The organism is Paenibacillus sp. CR_12 (assembly GCF_041953985.1).
GTDB classification, from domain to species: Bacteria; Bacillota; Bacilli; order Paenibacillales; family Paenibacillaceae; genus Paenibacillus_AQ; species Paenibacillus_AQ lautus_A.
Genome location: NZ_JAVFHO010000006.1, coordinates 322,997 through 336,360, shown reverse-complemented (window position 1 = coordinate 336,360; position 13,364 = coordinate 322,997). Strand labels below are relative to the sequence as shown.

Sequence of the window (13,364 nt, the reverse complement as noted above, 5' to 3'; positions counted from 1 at the left end):
TGGGCGGCTTTTATCTCCATAATCTTTCGTGGATGATTACCACCCCGCATTCTTCGTTCTTCACGTTCAAAAGGGCAGTTCCAAGCGTCGATAGACCTTGGGCTGCCCCTTCTGTTTATTTAATGCCAAGCCGCATGCGGTAGCTGAGCATCACGGGAAGCGTCCGCCCCTGGAAATGCTCCTCGACCAGCGCATGGAACTGCGCGATGTTGTCGTTCAATTCGTTTGGTTTCAGCTTGAATACGGTCTGGATGCCGCCTTGGCTGACGGCAAGGCCGGTATACCGGTCGGCGGTGAACGGCTCCATATGGTGGAACACGATCTCTTTGGAGAACCGGAACAGTCCGCTTTCCCGGATATGCTTCAGATGCTCGTTCTTATTTCCTTTATAGGCCTGCTCCTGAGGCTCCACATGGTCGTCGATGATGGCCTCTGCCCGTTCAATCAGCCCATGGTAGGCTTGCTCCACCTTCCAGGTCAGGCTCGGCGGCCAATCGCAATCATATACCGCGAATATCCCTTCGTCACGCAGAACGCGGGAAACCTCCTTCAATGTGCTGGCCGGGTCCATCCAGTGAAAGGATTGGGAACAGGTGATGATGTCGGCGGACTGATCCTTCAGCGCCAATTGGTTGGAATAGCCGGAGACGAACTTGATGTCGGCGATATCCGTGCCGCTGCTGCGTGCTTCCTGTTCCAGCGTTTGCAATTTGGCGACGGCTTTGCCGCGCATATCATCATTCGGCTCAACCCCGATGACTTGATCCGCCACGTCTTTCCATAGAAAGGAGGAAAGCCCCGTTCCGCATCCCAAGTCGACGACGACAGAGGGCTTGCGTTCCAAATAGCCTGTCAGCAGGGCGACAACCTCCTGGGGGGCTTCGGGGCGATGCTGGTCGTAGGTATCCTCAAAGCCGGTAAAACGATCCACGTTGCTGGCACGGTTTCCCTCGGGAACAAAATCCTTGCTCCACACTTCGGTCATATCCTTGGTCATCGTTACTCATCTCCTTATCCGGGTACATGAATCAGGCATTAGGCATCAGGCATAACAAAAGGTGCTTTCTTGGCTTGCGCAATTATGGACGAAGGCTCCAATCGCCGTTTTCTGCCGCTGTAATGCCATCATACCATAGGAAAGGAACTTATTAACAGACGGGCTTGACCCGGGTAGTGCTGATGCGGGTACAATAGAGGAATCGAATGAGGAAGAGGGATGAACATGAAGACACCAACAGCAACGAAGGGGATCTTCTTCGATGTGGACGATACATTGTATGACCATCTGGCGCCTTTTCGCGAGGCCGTGCAGGAGATTGCCAATCCCGATGAGGCATTTCCTTATGAAGCCGCCTACCACCGGATGCGCTATTACAGCGACAAGCTGTCCGTCGAGCTGGGAGGAGCCGGAACGGCAGCTTACGGGGATGCGGTCGAGGATATGCGCAGACGCCGGTTTCAGTTAGCGTTGGCCGAATTCGGCGTGCGACTGACTCTTGAGGAGGCCGAAGCGGTACAGCAGACGTATCTGGACCTGCAGTATAACATCACGATGTTTGAGGGCGCCCGGGAGCTTCTGATGAAACTGGCGGATGCCGGGCATGTCGTAGGCCTGATTACCAATGGACCGGCCGAACACCAGATGAACAAAATCGCGGCGATGAAGCTGGGCGGCCTGATACCGGAGGATCGGCTATTCGTATCCGGTGCCGTCGGCTGGGACAAGCCCGATCCGCGGATCTTCCACCATGTGAACAGGCAGACCGGGACGAAGCCGGAGAACTCTTATTACGTCGGGGACTCATGGCGCAATGACGTGGTCGGAGCCCTGGCTGCGGGCTGGCATGTAATTTGGTTCAATCACCGGAGCGTCGGGCCGGAATCGGAGCATCGGCCGCAGCATACCGTTGCGAGTTACGAAGAGCTCGAGCGGCTGCTGGAAGAGATTATCGGATAACAAAATGGGCGGTCCCCCTGATCCGCTGCCCAAGCGGGCTGCTGCCGCATTGTTCGAAAGGCTATGGTCAGGCTCTTTAAACGAAGAGCTTGGCTTTTTTTTGTTCTATATTCAACCGAATGGTTGACTTTATGTAATTCGCCCATTATAGTTAACCATATGGTTGAACAAAATAATGAAGAACAACTGGATCACATCTTCCATGCTCTGGCTGACCCGACCCGAAGAGAGATGGTGCGCATGATCGCATCGCAGGAACGGACGGTATCTGAGCTGGCTGAACCGTTTGACATGTCGCTTGCGGCAGCCTCCAAGCATATCAAGGTACTGGAGCGCTCCGGCCTGCTCGAACGTTCCATCCATGGACGGACGCATACCTGTCGTCTGAATCCGAACGTCATGTCAAGAGCGATGGAATGGCTGCAATTCTACGAACGATTCTGGAATCGGCAATTTGATGCACTTGAACGCGAGCTGAACAAAGCGAAGAGGGAGGAGCACTAGAAGAATCCTTAGGAATACCGCTGAACATCCTGGACAACGATGAGTAACGTAGGGAAATAGACGCATTACCACTTTTGATAAGAGAAGGATGATTAACATTGGATAACGCCTCCACTACCACGCTGATCATGAAACGCCAATTTGAGGCAGCGCCGGAAAGAGTATTTGATGCCTGGTTAAATCCCGACATGATGAGGAAATGGTTGTTTACGATGGAAACAACGAACAAAATCGCCCGCAACGATCCGCGCGTGGGCGGAAGCTGGGAGATTGTTGACGTGAGGGAAGGCAAGGAGTACCGGGCCATTGGAGAGTATCTGGTCATAGACCGGCCGCGCAAGCTGGTGCTCACCTTCAAGATGCCCCAGTTCAGCGACACCGTGGACCGCATTACGGTGGAGTTCAAAGCCGTAGACGCGGGATGCGAAATGACGTTCTCCCAGGAGATCGTTGTCCCTCATGAGGAAGACTGGACCGCAGAGGATATTGAAAAAGCGCTGACCGAATACCATGACCAAACCGAGCATGGCTGGGGTTATATGTTTGAGGGGCTGAAGCAGCTGTTAGAGACAGGAACGATAAACTACCCATCTTAAACCGATGAATAAGGGAGCGTGTGTTATCGATGAAGAGTGTGACCCCGTTTTTAATGTTTCAGGGCAACGCGGAAGAAGCTATAAACCATTACATTTCCATTATTGAGGATTCCGAAATCATCAGCATTACCCGTTATGGACCCAATCAGCCGGGAGCCGAGGGAAGCGTCATGCATGCGGCCTTTTCGTTGAAGGGACAAACGTTCATGTGCATCGACAGCAACGTGAAGCATGAGTTTACGTTCACGCCTTCCTTCTCCATCTATCTGACTTGCGAGTCCGAAGCCGAGATCGAGAAGGTATACGGTGCTTTGATCGATGGCGGAGGTGCGATGATGCCGCTGGATAACTATGGATTCAGCCAAAAGTTCGGCTGGATCGCGGACAAGTTCGGCGTATCCTGGCAGCTTAATCTGCCAAGCGAAGCGTAGCCTTGAGCAGTTGATTAATCTAGGGACGGGCCCGGAAGGGGCCTGTCCCTTTTTGCGCTGCGCTGCAAGGAAGGCATTGCGCAGCTTGATGCTCTCGATCAAGAGCCGTCTGTCCCTCACCGCATGCCCGACGGAAGAATATAGCAATGCGCAGCCGCAAATCCCATGCCGCTGCTTATGCTGCTTATTCCGTGTACTGCTTTCGGAATTGCAGCGGCGACAGGCCGAAACGGGCGGAGAAGCGGCGGGAGAAATAGGGCGGGTATTGAAATCCCACATGCTCCGCGATCCGGGCCATGGACCACTGGGTAGTCAGTAGCAGCCGCTTCGCCTGGTCCAGGCGGTACTGCAGCAGGTATTCCGTTGGCGTCAAGCCGTGCGAGGCCTTCATGCAGCGCGTCAGGTAATTGTAGTGGAAATGCAGGTCAGACGATAAACGTGCGTTGCTGATGGGCTCGCGGTAATGCATTTTGATATAGGATTCCACCTGCTCCGCGACTTTGCGCACCCGCGATTGCTCCTGATCGGACCGCGACGGATCCAGCAGCTCCAGCAGCTCGATAAACAGGGTCTGTTCGCGCCAAAACGCCGTAGATCTCGGCTCCGTAGCCTGAAGGTGCAAGGAATCGAACAGCTGATAGGCTTGCTCCGGATAAGGGATATGGCCTTGCCTGGGCAGCTTGATATTGTGTGAGATCGACGCATGATCGGTTGTGCTCGTTGCCGCCGATTGAAAATGCAGCCAATAAAAGGAGGTTTCCTCCCGGCACTCTTGCACAGCGTAGTGGTGCGCGTCCGGCATCAATACGGCCATATCCCCGGCACGTAGTGCCCACTGCAGGTTCTCCTCGCCCAGAAACAAGCAGCCGCGTTGAACGAGGATGAGGTCGAAGACGCCAAGGTTTCTCCGGTTCGGATGCGATTCGCCCGGCATGTAGTGCGTTTTACCGGATTCAAGGAAGTAGGGCAGCGGCAGAGAGGTGAAGGAAAGCACTCTTTGTTCCGACATGGTAACACCTCCAAGGAAGTGTGAAATCGTATAAGAAATTAGGTCGATTCTGTTATCGTTTTCATCCTATCATAGATCGTAGAATGGGAAGTGTCGAGGCTTTATCCTATTCGAACCCCAAAAGGAGTGTATATCCGAGATGATGACTCTTACTACGCGTTCAGCTGCCGTGCCTCTTAAGCAAGTGAAACTGACCGACCCTTACTGGTCGAATTACATAGAACTGGTAAGGGAAGTGGTGATTCCCTACCAATACGAGGCCCTCCATGATCGAATTCCGGGCATTGAGCCGAGCCATGGCGTATCCAATTTTCGCATCGCTGCCGGCAGGGACGAGGGTGAATACGGGGGCATGGTGTTTCAGGACAGCGATGTCGCCAAATGGCTTGAGGCTGCGGCTTATTCGCTGGCCACTCATCGGGATCCGAAGCTGGAAGAACAGGTGGATGAACTGATTGATCTGGTTGCCGACGCCCAGCAGCCGGATGGCTATCTGAATACGTATTTTACGGTGAATGAGCCGGAGAAACGCTGGACCAATCTGACGGACTGCCATGAGCTGTACTGCGCCGGTCATATGATTGAAGCCGGAGTTGCTCACTACAGGGCGACGGGAAAGCGGAAGCTACTGGATGTGGTATGCCGCTTGGCGGATCATATCGATAGCGTTTTTGGACCCGAGGATGGGAAAATCCATGGGTTTGACGGCCATCAGGAGATTGAGCTGGCCCTGGTGAAATTGTATGAGGTGACTCAAGAGCCTAGATATTTGAGCCTGAGCCAATATTTCATCGATGAGCGCGGGACGGAACCCCACTTCTTCCTTCAGGAGTGGGAACAGCGCGGGAAGAAATCCTTCTATCGCTCGGTGCTGCACGCCCCGCATTTGGCTTATCATCAGAGCCATCTGCCTGTTAGGGAGCAGACGGAGGCCGTCGGGCACTCGGTCCGGGCCGTATATATGTACACGGCGATGGCGGATCTGGCCGCCAGAACGAAGGACCCGGCTCTGCTTGAGGCTTGCGATGCCTTGTGGCGGAACATGGTCCATAAACAGATGTACATTACCGGAGGGATCGGCTCCACTCATCACGGCGAGGCGTTTACGACGGATTACGATCTGCCGAATGATACCGTGTATTCCGAGACCTGTGCATCCATCGGCTTGATCTTTTTTGCCCAACGTATGCTCCAGCTGGCACCTAAATCCGAGTATGCGGACGTGATGGAGCGCGCGCTGTTTAACACGGTCATTAGCAGCATGGCTCAGGACGGGCGGCATTTCTTCTATGTAAACCCGCTTGAGGTATGGCCTGCGGCCTGCCGCCATAATCCGGGCAAGGCTCATGTGAAGCCGGTTCGGCCGGGATGGTTCGCCTGCGCCTGCTGCCCGCCGAACGTGGCAAGGCTTCTGTCATCGCTGGGCGAATACGTGTATACGATGAATGACGATACGCTGTATGCCCATCTGTACATCGGCGGCGAAGCGGAGGTGCGGTTCGGGGACGTGCCTGTGAAGGTAATGCAGAACAGCGCGCTGCCTTGGGACGGGGACGTTACGTTTACGCTTCAGCCTGAGCAGGCTGTCGAGTGGACGGTGGCGCTTCGCATTCCGGAATGGTCGCGCGGCAAAGCCGGCTTGCGCGTGAACGGGCAAGAAATGAACGTAGAGGATATTACTCAAGACGGTTATGCCTGCGTGAAGAGAGTATGGGCGCCGGGAGACACCGTGGAGTTGGCATTCTCCATGGAGATCCATCAGGTCAGAGCCAATCCGAATATACGGGGGAATGCCGGCAAGGCCGCGATTCAGCGCGGGCCGCTCGTATACTGCCTGGAAAGCGTCGATCATGGAGTGCCTGTATCCTCGCTATCGCTTGCGGGTGATCCGAAGCTTCGTTCGCGATTTGATCCGAATCTTCTCGGCGGAGCGGTTGTCATTGAAGGAGCCGGGTGGCTTGAAGAGTCTGACGATTGGGGCGATGAGCAGCTGTATCGTTCTTCTCCCAAAAAGATGCTTCCCGCATCATTAAAGGCTATTCCCTATTATTTATGGGGCCACCGCGGCGAGAATGAAATGGCCGTCTGGGTGCGCGAGCAGCCGCGCACGGTATAAAGATCGTACAGACGGCCTATCCGGATAGAGATTGGAAACACAGCCGGAAAATGCTGCGTACCATAACCATGACGATTCCAAGCATCATAACATAAAGGGCTTGCCCAAGGTCGATGGACCTCGGGCAAGCCCTTTTTTAGGTGACAAGCAAACGGAGAATGGATCCTGTCCTGCATCGGTTTACAACAGCTTCTTGATATCCTCTTCCATCTTCTCCGGAGTGTCAGTCGGTGCAAAGCGCTTGATCACCTTGCCGCTGCGGTCCACCAGAAATTTGGTGAAGTTCCATTTGATCGCCTTGATGCCCAGTGCGCCGGGGGCTTCGCTGGTCAGATATTTGTAAAGCGGATGAGCGTTCGTGCCGTTCACATCGATCTTGGAAAACAGCGGGAAGGTGACGCCGTGATTAAGCTTGCAGGCCTCTTCGATCGCGGCATCCTCCTCCAGCTCTTGATTCATGAATTGGCTGCTGGGGAAGCCGAGAACGGCCAATCCCTGGTCGCGGTAGGTTTGGTGCAGCTTCTCCAGACCGTCGAATTGAGGGGCAAAGCCGCATTTGGTCGCCGTATTGACGATCAGCATGACGTCGCCTTTATAAGATTCCAGCGTTTGGGATTCGCCGCGTATCGTTTTTACTTCATATTCATAGATCGACATCGCCGTAGAAACCTCCTCCAATGAGATGTATTAAGTTCAGAGTATATCCTTTTACGGCGGATTGCAATTTGATAGGGCGACATCCAGGGTTTATGCCAGCGGGTACATGGATATATGAATTTCAATACCTGATGCGGAAATATCAAAAGTAAAATTTTGTATTTTCATCTGGACTTATTTAGGAGATGTATGATAGTAGTAGAATAAGTGCTTAATCGAATGAACCAAGAGGGGTACTACTGAAATCATGTGTGGGAGGACGGTATGAGATTAAAAACGCAAATGCTCAAAACGACGGTGACCAGCCTGCTGGCTTTTATGTTCATCGTCCTCATCGTCCTGGTTCCAAGGGATCTGAATCTGTCGCTGGACAGCAATTTATGGGTGACAAATTATTCCTTTGATCTGGGTGAGTATGTAACGCATATCCGGGATTATTTTGCAGCGGCGATTCAGAACGGTACGCTGGGGGAATCGCGATATAACGGCCAGTCTTCGGAAGCGGCCGCTTTCGGAGCCGTCGGCAAAAGCCTGCTCGTTATTGTATCCGCTTTATTCATAGGATTCGTGTTCGGCATTCTGAAGGGAGTCCTGGACTACAAATTGTCCAAGACCAAATTTAGCGCGCTGGGGCACTGGACGACATGGCTGTTCCAGTCCATTCCGGATTTTTTCCTGATGCTGATCGCCCAGTGGGTGCTTATTAAGCATGTTCCGGCTATCCGTTATTTTGCGGTTGACGGTTGGGAGGCTTTCGTGCTGCCTTCGCTGCTTGTCTCGATTTACCCGATTTTCTTCATTGCCCGAATCACGTCGGCTTCGCTGCTCGCACAGGAAGGCAAGATGTACATACTGCTGGCTAAAGCCAAAGGTCTGAGCGACCGGAAGGTTGTCTACAAACATATGCTGCGCAACGGCATCGCGACCATCCTGACCCATCTTCCGGGCCTGCTTGTCTTCATCTTATCCAACCTGCTCGTGGTGGAATATTACCGCAACTATCCAGGGGCGGCGTGGAGATTGTTTCTGGCACTGGATTTCAATACGTTCAGCGGCACCGGCGGCAATTATGAACCGGGTGTCATTATTTATATCGCATTTTCCTTTATGGTGCTGTTCATGATCGTCCAATGGATCAGTCATTCGGCACGCAAGTACTTTGATCCACGATAAAGATACGGGGTGAGTCGTCTTGAAGAACTTTCCTTTATGGATAGGCAGTATTTTGCTTGCTTTCTTTGTTTTCGTTATGCTGGCGGGGCCTTACATGCCCTTCATTGATAAGGATTTAAAGAAGGAACCCTCCAGATGGGTCATGAAGGACGGGAAGCAGAAGCTGACCCTGCCGCCCTATAAGCCTTCCTCGAAGAATTGGCTTGGATCGGACAAGCGAGGGGTCGATAACCTGAGCAAGCTGGTTGTGACCGCCAAGGATACGATCCTGCTGGTGCTCGCGATTACGGCTGTCCGATATGCGATCGGGGTGCCCCTGGGATTGATTGCCCGCAAGAAAAAGGGGTTCACCCACCGGTTCATCACCTTTTGGAACCAGTTGTGCTCCTATTTGCCGCCGGTCTTCGCATCCGCGCTGCTGCTTGCGCTTCCGTTCTTTCTCTTCTCCCAGCAGCGGATGGGCTGGGCCATTCTGATTCTGGCTAGCGTCGAGGCCGGGCGGGTGGCCATCACGATTCAGCAGCAGGCCCACAAGATGGCAAGCGAGCCTTATATGGAGGCCGGAACCGCGTTAGGTCTTCGCACGAGGACGCTGACGAAGAATTACTATATCCCGGTCATGTTCCCCGAAGTGATCGTCAACTTCTGTTTGGATATGGGAAAGGTCATGCTCCTGCTCGGCCAGCTTGCGATCGTGAACATCTTCCTTGGTCATGAATGGAAGGAAGTTAATTATTACGTCATGGAATTCGTGGAGACGGGTTATAACTGGGCGACCATTCTGTCCAAGCATCGGGCAGACATCTGGCTTGGGAAGTTCCAATTCGTGGTCTATCCGGCGTTTGCCATGATGCTGCTGATCATCACGTTCAACCTGTTAGGCGAGGGTTTGCGCCGCCGTTTTCAGGTTAAGGGCTGATTGAGGGGCTCTGGCTGTTAACGCAAAAAAACCGGAAGAATGAAAGCTTATGCAGGTGCTTCCCATAAGGAGGCAAGCTTCTGCCGAAGCCGATTTCTTCCGGTCTTTTTATGTCCATGCCGAATGCGGTTTGTCACGCTTCTACGGGGATATCCGGGTGAGCCCAGACGGACACGCTGCCGCCGTTCACCGGGAACAGGCCGAAGCCGTCCTCGCCGATCGTTACGCGATCCTTCCGGGTGCGGGTCAGATCCACCCATACCTCTCCGGCGCGATGCTCGCCGACAAACATTCGCTTATCCCCGGCTTCGCCGTTGGCGATGACCACCGCGCAGCCGGAACATTCGATTTCCGGTATGCCGCGGCGGACCCAGCCTATCGTATTCGGGTGGTCAAAATAATCATCCTGCTCGCCGTACGCCCGATTCGCCCTGGCATACAACAAAGGATCAATCGCTTCCCGTTTGCCGGGAATGGGGTTCTCGCCGCCGATTCCGTAATAATCGCCGTAGAAGACCGAAGGATAACCGTCCTTCCTCAGCAGGATCAACGCATAAGCGCTCTGCTTGAACCAATCCTCGACCCAGGATTCCAGCGATTCCTGCGGCTGCGAGTCGTGATTGTCCACAAACGTGACGGCATTCATCGGATGCGATTGCACGAGCGTATCGTCGAAAATCGTCCGCAGATCGAAGGAGCGGCCGGCTTTCGAAGCCGCTTGGAGTTTATAGTGAAGAGACACGTCGAACAGATCGATTTTATAATCCACCGTATCCAGGAAATTCCGGCAGTCCTGAAGCTCGGGGTTCCAGAACTCCCCCACGATGTAAAAATCATCGCCGCGCTTTTTTTTCATGGCTGCCGCAAATTCTTTGATGAAGTCATGATTGATGTGCTTGATCGCATCCAGCCGGAATCCGCTGCATTGCAGCGTATCCACCAGCCATTTTCCCCATGCAATCATTTCCTTGCGCACATCCGGATGGCTGTAATCAATGTTGGCAAACATCAGGTAGTCGTAATTGCCGAATTCATTGTCCACCTTGTCGCTCCACGATTTATTCTCGCCGACGATGCGGTAAATGCCGGAACGTTTGTTGATTTCGTCGTAATCGGTCCCGTTGAAATGAGTGAAGTTCCATTGGAAGGCAGAGTATTGGTCCCCCCGGCCGGGGAACGTGAATTTGGTCCATCCCTCGATCTCGAACGGCTTCGATATATCCTTGGTCCGATCCATCTCGTCGACCTGTACCACCCGGAAACGTTCGGTCTCATCGGCGCCCGCCTTATGGTTCATCACCAGATCCACATAAACCGCGATCCCGTTCTTCTGGCAGGCCGCGATGGCATCGGTCAATTCCTGCTTGGTTCCGTACTTCGTGCGAACCGTTCCCTTCTGATCGAATTCTCCCAGATCATACAGGTCGTAAACGCCGTAACCATTGTCCTCGGCGGACGATGCCTTTGTCACCGGAGGAATCCAAACCGCGTCGATCCCTGCCTTGCTCAGCTCCGGCGCTGCGTTCTTGAGCCGGTTCCAGTGGGAGCCGTCGGCTGCCACATGCCATTCGAAGAATTGCATAATCGTATGATTTCGCTGCATACTTCCATCTCCTCTATCCTGATCGATCTGCATGATGACTGCATACTAAGCTCAAATACCCAAGAAAGCGGGGGAGCTAAACCGTCCCCCGGATCGGGCAGACCCCGCTCTTTTAGTTTTACCCTAAAATGGAAAGAAAAAGACGGGGCTGGCCATGCTGCAAAAACCGGAGTCGGTCTGAATCCAAAGCCCGGAGGATGGAAAGGGATTGGAGGCATTCACCGCCGAAAAGCCATCCCCCGCGAGCAGGGAATGGCTTTTCGTTTCGTGCACTGGGCCGTCACCTGATTGCTTATGCCATGGCATAAGTCAGCAGGATCAGCAGCACGGTGGTGATGGCCATGGCCAGCAGCGGCCGCCAGGCGCCGCGTATGTCCTTCAAGTGGACATTCAGGCCAAGTCCCACCATCGCCATGGCAAGGATGAAGGAGGCTGCCTGGGATATCGTATCCTTGATCGGCAGGGGAATGATCGGTTGTCCGGTAAATTCCCAGCTTCCCAGCAAGCTCGCTGCGATGAAGCCAAGCAGGAACCAGGGAAACTCCATCCGCGTTTGGCTCTGCAAACGTCCGGTCCGCTTCATCCAGACCATTAGCACGATGCTGAGCGGCACGAGCAGAAATACGCGGCCAAGCTTGGCAAGCAAGCTGATGGCAAGAGCATCTTCGCCTGCCGGAGCGGCTGCGAGTGCCACATGGGCGATCTCATGAAGACTTACGCCCGACCAGATGCCGTATTGGGTATCCGATAAGGGAAGCAGCGGCTGGACGAGGGTATAACCGATCGCGACTATGGTTCCGAGAAAGGCAATAAGCCCTGCTCCAAGCGCGGTATCCTTTTCCTTGGCTTTCACGATCGGGGACACGGCGGCGATGGCCGCCGCGCCGCATACGCCTGTTCCGATCCCGAGCAGAAGGGACAGGGACATATCGGCCTTCAGCCATTTGGCAATCAGCAGTGTAAGCCCGATCGCAAACACGACGCTGATGACATCTCTCAGCATTAAACCCAAGCCTTGCTGGAATACGACGCCGATATTCAGCTTTAAGCCGTATAGAATGATCGCTAGGCGCAGCAGACGCTTGGCCGTGAATTGGATCCCGATGCGCAGTCTCTCCGGGTAACCGCGGAGCTGCCGGTATACAGCGGCGATCAGAATTGCCCAGGCAAGCTGGCCAAGATAGCCAAGGCCCGGCACGCTGGCTAATCCGTAACCGATAAGGGCGATGACAAAGGTAAAGGCTACGCCGCCAGCAGTGGCGGGCAGCGAATGCTGCGTCCATCGAACCAGACGATGGACGTGCTCTTGAGATTTGGAATATGCGGGTTCAGCCATAAGACATAACCTCCGATTCGTTCGGTTGGTCTGAACCCATCGTATCCCATTGCTTAGAATAAGAAAAATAAATCATTATGATGATCATCATAAGTAATTTATTATGGTAATATAACGCATAACCAAATATGGATCTGGAACGAAGGGGGCTAAAAGCGTGGATCAAGCACTGGAAGTATTCGTAGCCGTCGTAGACAAGGGGAATTTTACCCGCGCGGCCGAGGAACTGCTTATGACACAGCCGGCGGTAAGCCAGTATATCCAAGCGTTGGAGCGTTCCGTTGGCACCAAGCTGCTGGAGAGAACCAATAAATACGTCCGGCTTACGAAAGCGGGAGAGATCGTATACCATCATGCGAAGGACATTTTGGGCCTGTACACCCGCATGAATGCCCTTGTGGACGATTTGATGCATCGGGCAAGCGGCCATCTGTCCATCGGCTCCAGCTATACCTTCGGGGAGTACATGCTGCCGCATTTGATCGCTTATATGAGGGAGCGTTATCCCTTGATCCGCCCGTCGATTACGATCGGGAACACTAAAGAGGTGGCGGAGATGATATTGCGACATGAGGCGGATATTGGGATCGTCGAGGGCGACTATCAGGATGAGAAACTGCATATCGAGGCTTTCGCGGAGGATGAAATGGTGGTGATGGTCCCCCGTGACGGGCGGTATGACCATCTGCAGGAGGTGCCGCTGTCCGAGCTGGCGGATGAGACCTGGATTGTCAGGGAAGCCGGTTCGGGCACCCGCGAGGCAACGGAGCGGATGTTCTCCCGGTATCATGTTCATCCTAAGCATATCGTAGAGTTCGGAAGCACCCAGTTGATCAAGGAATCCGTGGAGGCAGGCCTTGGCGTTACGCTGTTGTCGAGGTGGGCGGTGCGCAAGGAGATTCGACTCGGAACGCTGCATATGCTGGTACCGGATGGCAAGCCGGTGGCGCGCCAGTTCTCATGGATTACGCAGAAGACGCCTTATCACACCAAGGCCGTTGAGATCTTTCTGGAGCTTCTGCGTCAACAGCGTGGATTTCCTAAGGAAGTGTAGGGGAAGAAG

General features: G+C 53.8%; 13 protein-coding genes. 8 read left to right on the top strand and 5 right to left on the bottom strand.

The window, feature by feature from the left end; genetic code table 11:
* Positions 1-115: 115 nt before the first annotated feature.
* A complete protein-coding gene (locus RB297_RS23120; protein WP_375121544.1) occupies positions 116-997 on the bottom strand; it encodes a class I SAM-dependent methyltransferase in 882 nt (293 codons plus the stop codon).
* Positions 998-1,216: 219 nt separating this feature from the next.
* Here RB297_RS23120 and RB297_RS23115 point away from each other — a divergent pair, with 219 nt between their 5' ends.
* The 4 genes from RB297_RS23115 to RB297_RS23100 all read left to right on the top strand — a co-directional run bounded on the left by RB297_RS23115 (position 1,217) and on the right by RB297_RS23100 (position 3,488).
* On the top strand, positions 1,217-1,957 hold the full coding sequence (locus tag RB297_RS23115) for an HAD family hydrolase (RefSeq protein WP_096775753.1): 741 nt from the start codon (positions 1,217-1,219) through the stop codon (positions 1,955-1,957).
* Between the two features lie 159 nt (positions 1,958-2,116).
* Positions 2,117-2,461: an ArsR/SmtB family transcription factor gene (locus RB297_RS23110; RefSeq protein WP_015737884.1), complete on the top strand. Its 345-nt coding sequence runs from the start codon at positions 2,117-2,119 to the stop codon at positions 2,459-2,461.
* Between the two features lie 98 nt (positions 2,462-2,559).
* Positions 2,560-3,057 carry an SRPBCC family protein gene (locus RB297_RS23105; RefSeq protein WP_015737883.1) on the top strand — a complete coding sequence of 166 codons (498 nt, stop codon included), beginning with the start codon at positions 2,560-2,562 and terminating at the stop codon, positions 3,055-3,057.
* A 29-nt stretch (positions 3,058-3,086) separates the two neighbouring features.
* A complete protein-coding gene (locus tag RB297_RS23100; RefSeq protein ID WP_375121543.1) occupies positions 3,087-3,488 on the top strand; it encodes a VOC family protein in 402 nt (133 codons plus the stop codon).
* A gap of 184 nt (positions 3,489-3,672) precedes the next feature.
* Here the strand turns inward: RB297_RS23100 and RB297_RS23095 are convergent, their stop codons facing one another.
* Positions 3,673-4,497 (bottom strand): helix-turn-helix transcriptional regulator, encoded by an 825-nt coding sequence (locus RB297_RS23095; RefSeq protein WP_375121542.1) that lies wholly within the window; start codon positions 4,495-4,497, stop codon positions 3,673-3,675.
* A 139-nt stretch (positions 4,498-4,636) separates the two neighbouring features.
* Between RB297_RS23095 and RB297_RS23090 the strand changes: the two genes are divergently transcribed.
* Positions 4,637-6,613 (top strand): glycoside hydrolase family 127 protein, encoded by a 1,977-nt coding sequence (locus RB297_RS23090; RefSeq protein WP_375121541.1) that lies wholly within the window; start codon positions 4,637-4,639, stop codon positions 6,611-6,613.
* Between the two features lie 180 nt (positions 6,614-6,793).
* On the opposite strand, the gene RB297_RS23085 is transcribed toward RB297_RS23090, so the two are convergent.
* Complete coding sequence (locus RB297_RS23085; RefSeq protein ID WP_009592987.1) at positions 6,794-7,270, bottom strand: glutathione peroxidase; 477 nt, start codon at positions 7,268-7,270, stop codon at positions 6,794-6,796.
* A gap of 264 nt (positions 7,271-7,534) precedes the next feature.
* Between RB297_RS23085 and RB297_RS23080 the strand changes: the two genes are divergently transcribed.
* Together RB297_RS23080 and RB297_RS23075 are read left to right on the top strand one after the other, a co-directional pair.
* Positions 7,535-8,443 (top strand): ABC transporter permease subunit, encoded by a 909-nt coding sequence (locus RB297_RS23080; RefSeq protein ID WP_009593013.1) that lies wholly within the window; start codon positions 7,535-7,537, stop codon positions 8,441-8,443.
* Between the two features lie 19 nt (positions 8,444-8,462).
* Positions 8,463-9,362: an ABC transporter permease subunit gene (locus RB297_RS23075; protein ID WP_192570316.1), complete on the top strand. Its 900-nt coding sequence runs from the start codon at positions 8,463-8,465 to the stop codon at positions 9,360-9,362.
* Between the two features lie 133 nt (positions 9,363-9,495).
* On the opposite strand, the gene RB297_RS23070 is transcribed toward RB297_RS23075, so the two are convergent.
* Positions 9,496-10,965, bottom strand: coding sequence for an alpha-amylase (locus RB297_RS23070; RefSeq protein ID WP_192570317.1), 1,470 nt, complete (start codon positions 10,963-10,965; stop codon positions 9,496-9,498).
* Between the two features lie 292 nt (positions 10,966-11,257).
* Entirely contained in the window at positions 11,258-12,301 is a 1,044-nt protein-coding gene (locus RB297_RS23065) for a YeiH family protein (protein ID WP_096775758.1), read from the bottom strand.
* A 157-nt stretch (positions 12,302-12,458) separates the two neighbouring features.
* On the opposite strand from RB297_RS23065, the gene RB297_RS23060 reads away from it, so the two are divergent.
* Positions 12,459-13,355: a LysR family transcriptional regulator gene (locus tag RB297_RS23060; protein ID WP_192570319.1), complete on the top strand. Its 897-nt coding sequence runs from the start codon at positions 12,459-12,461 to the stop codon at positions 13,353-13,355.
* The last annotated feature ends 9 nt before the right edge of the window (positions 13,356-13,364 follow it).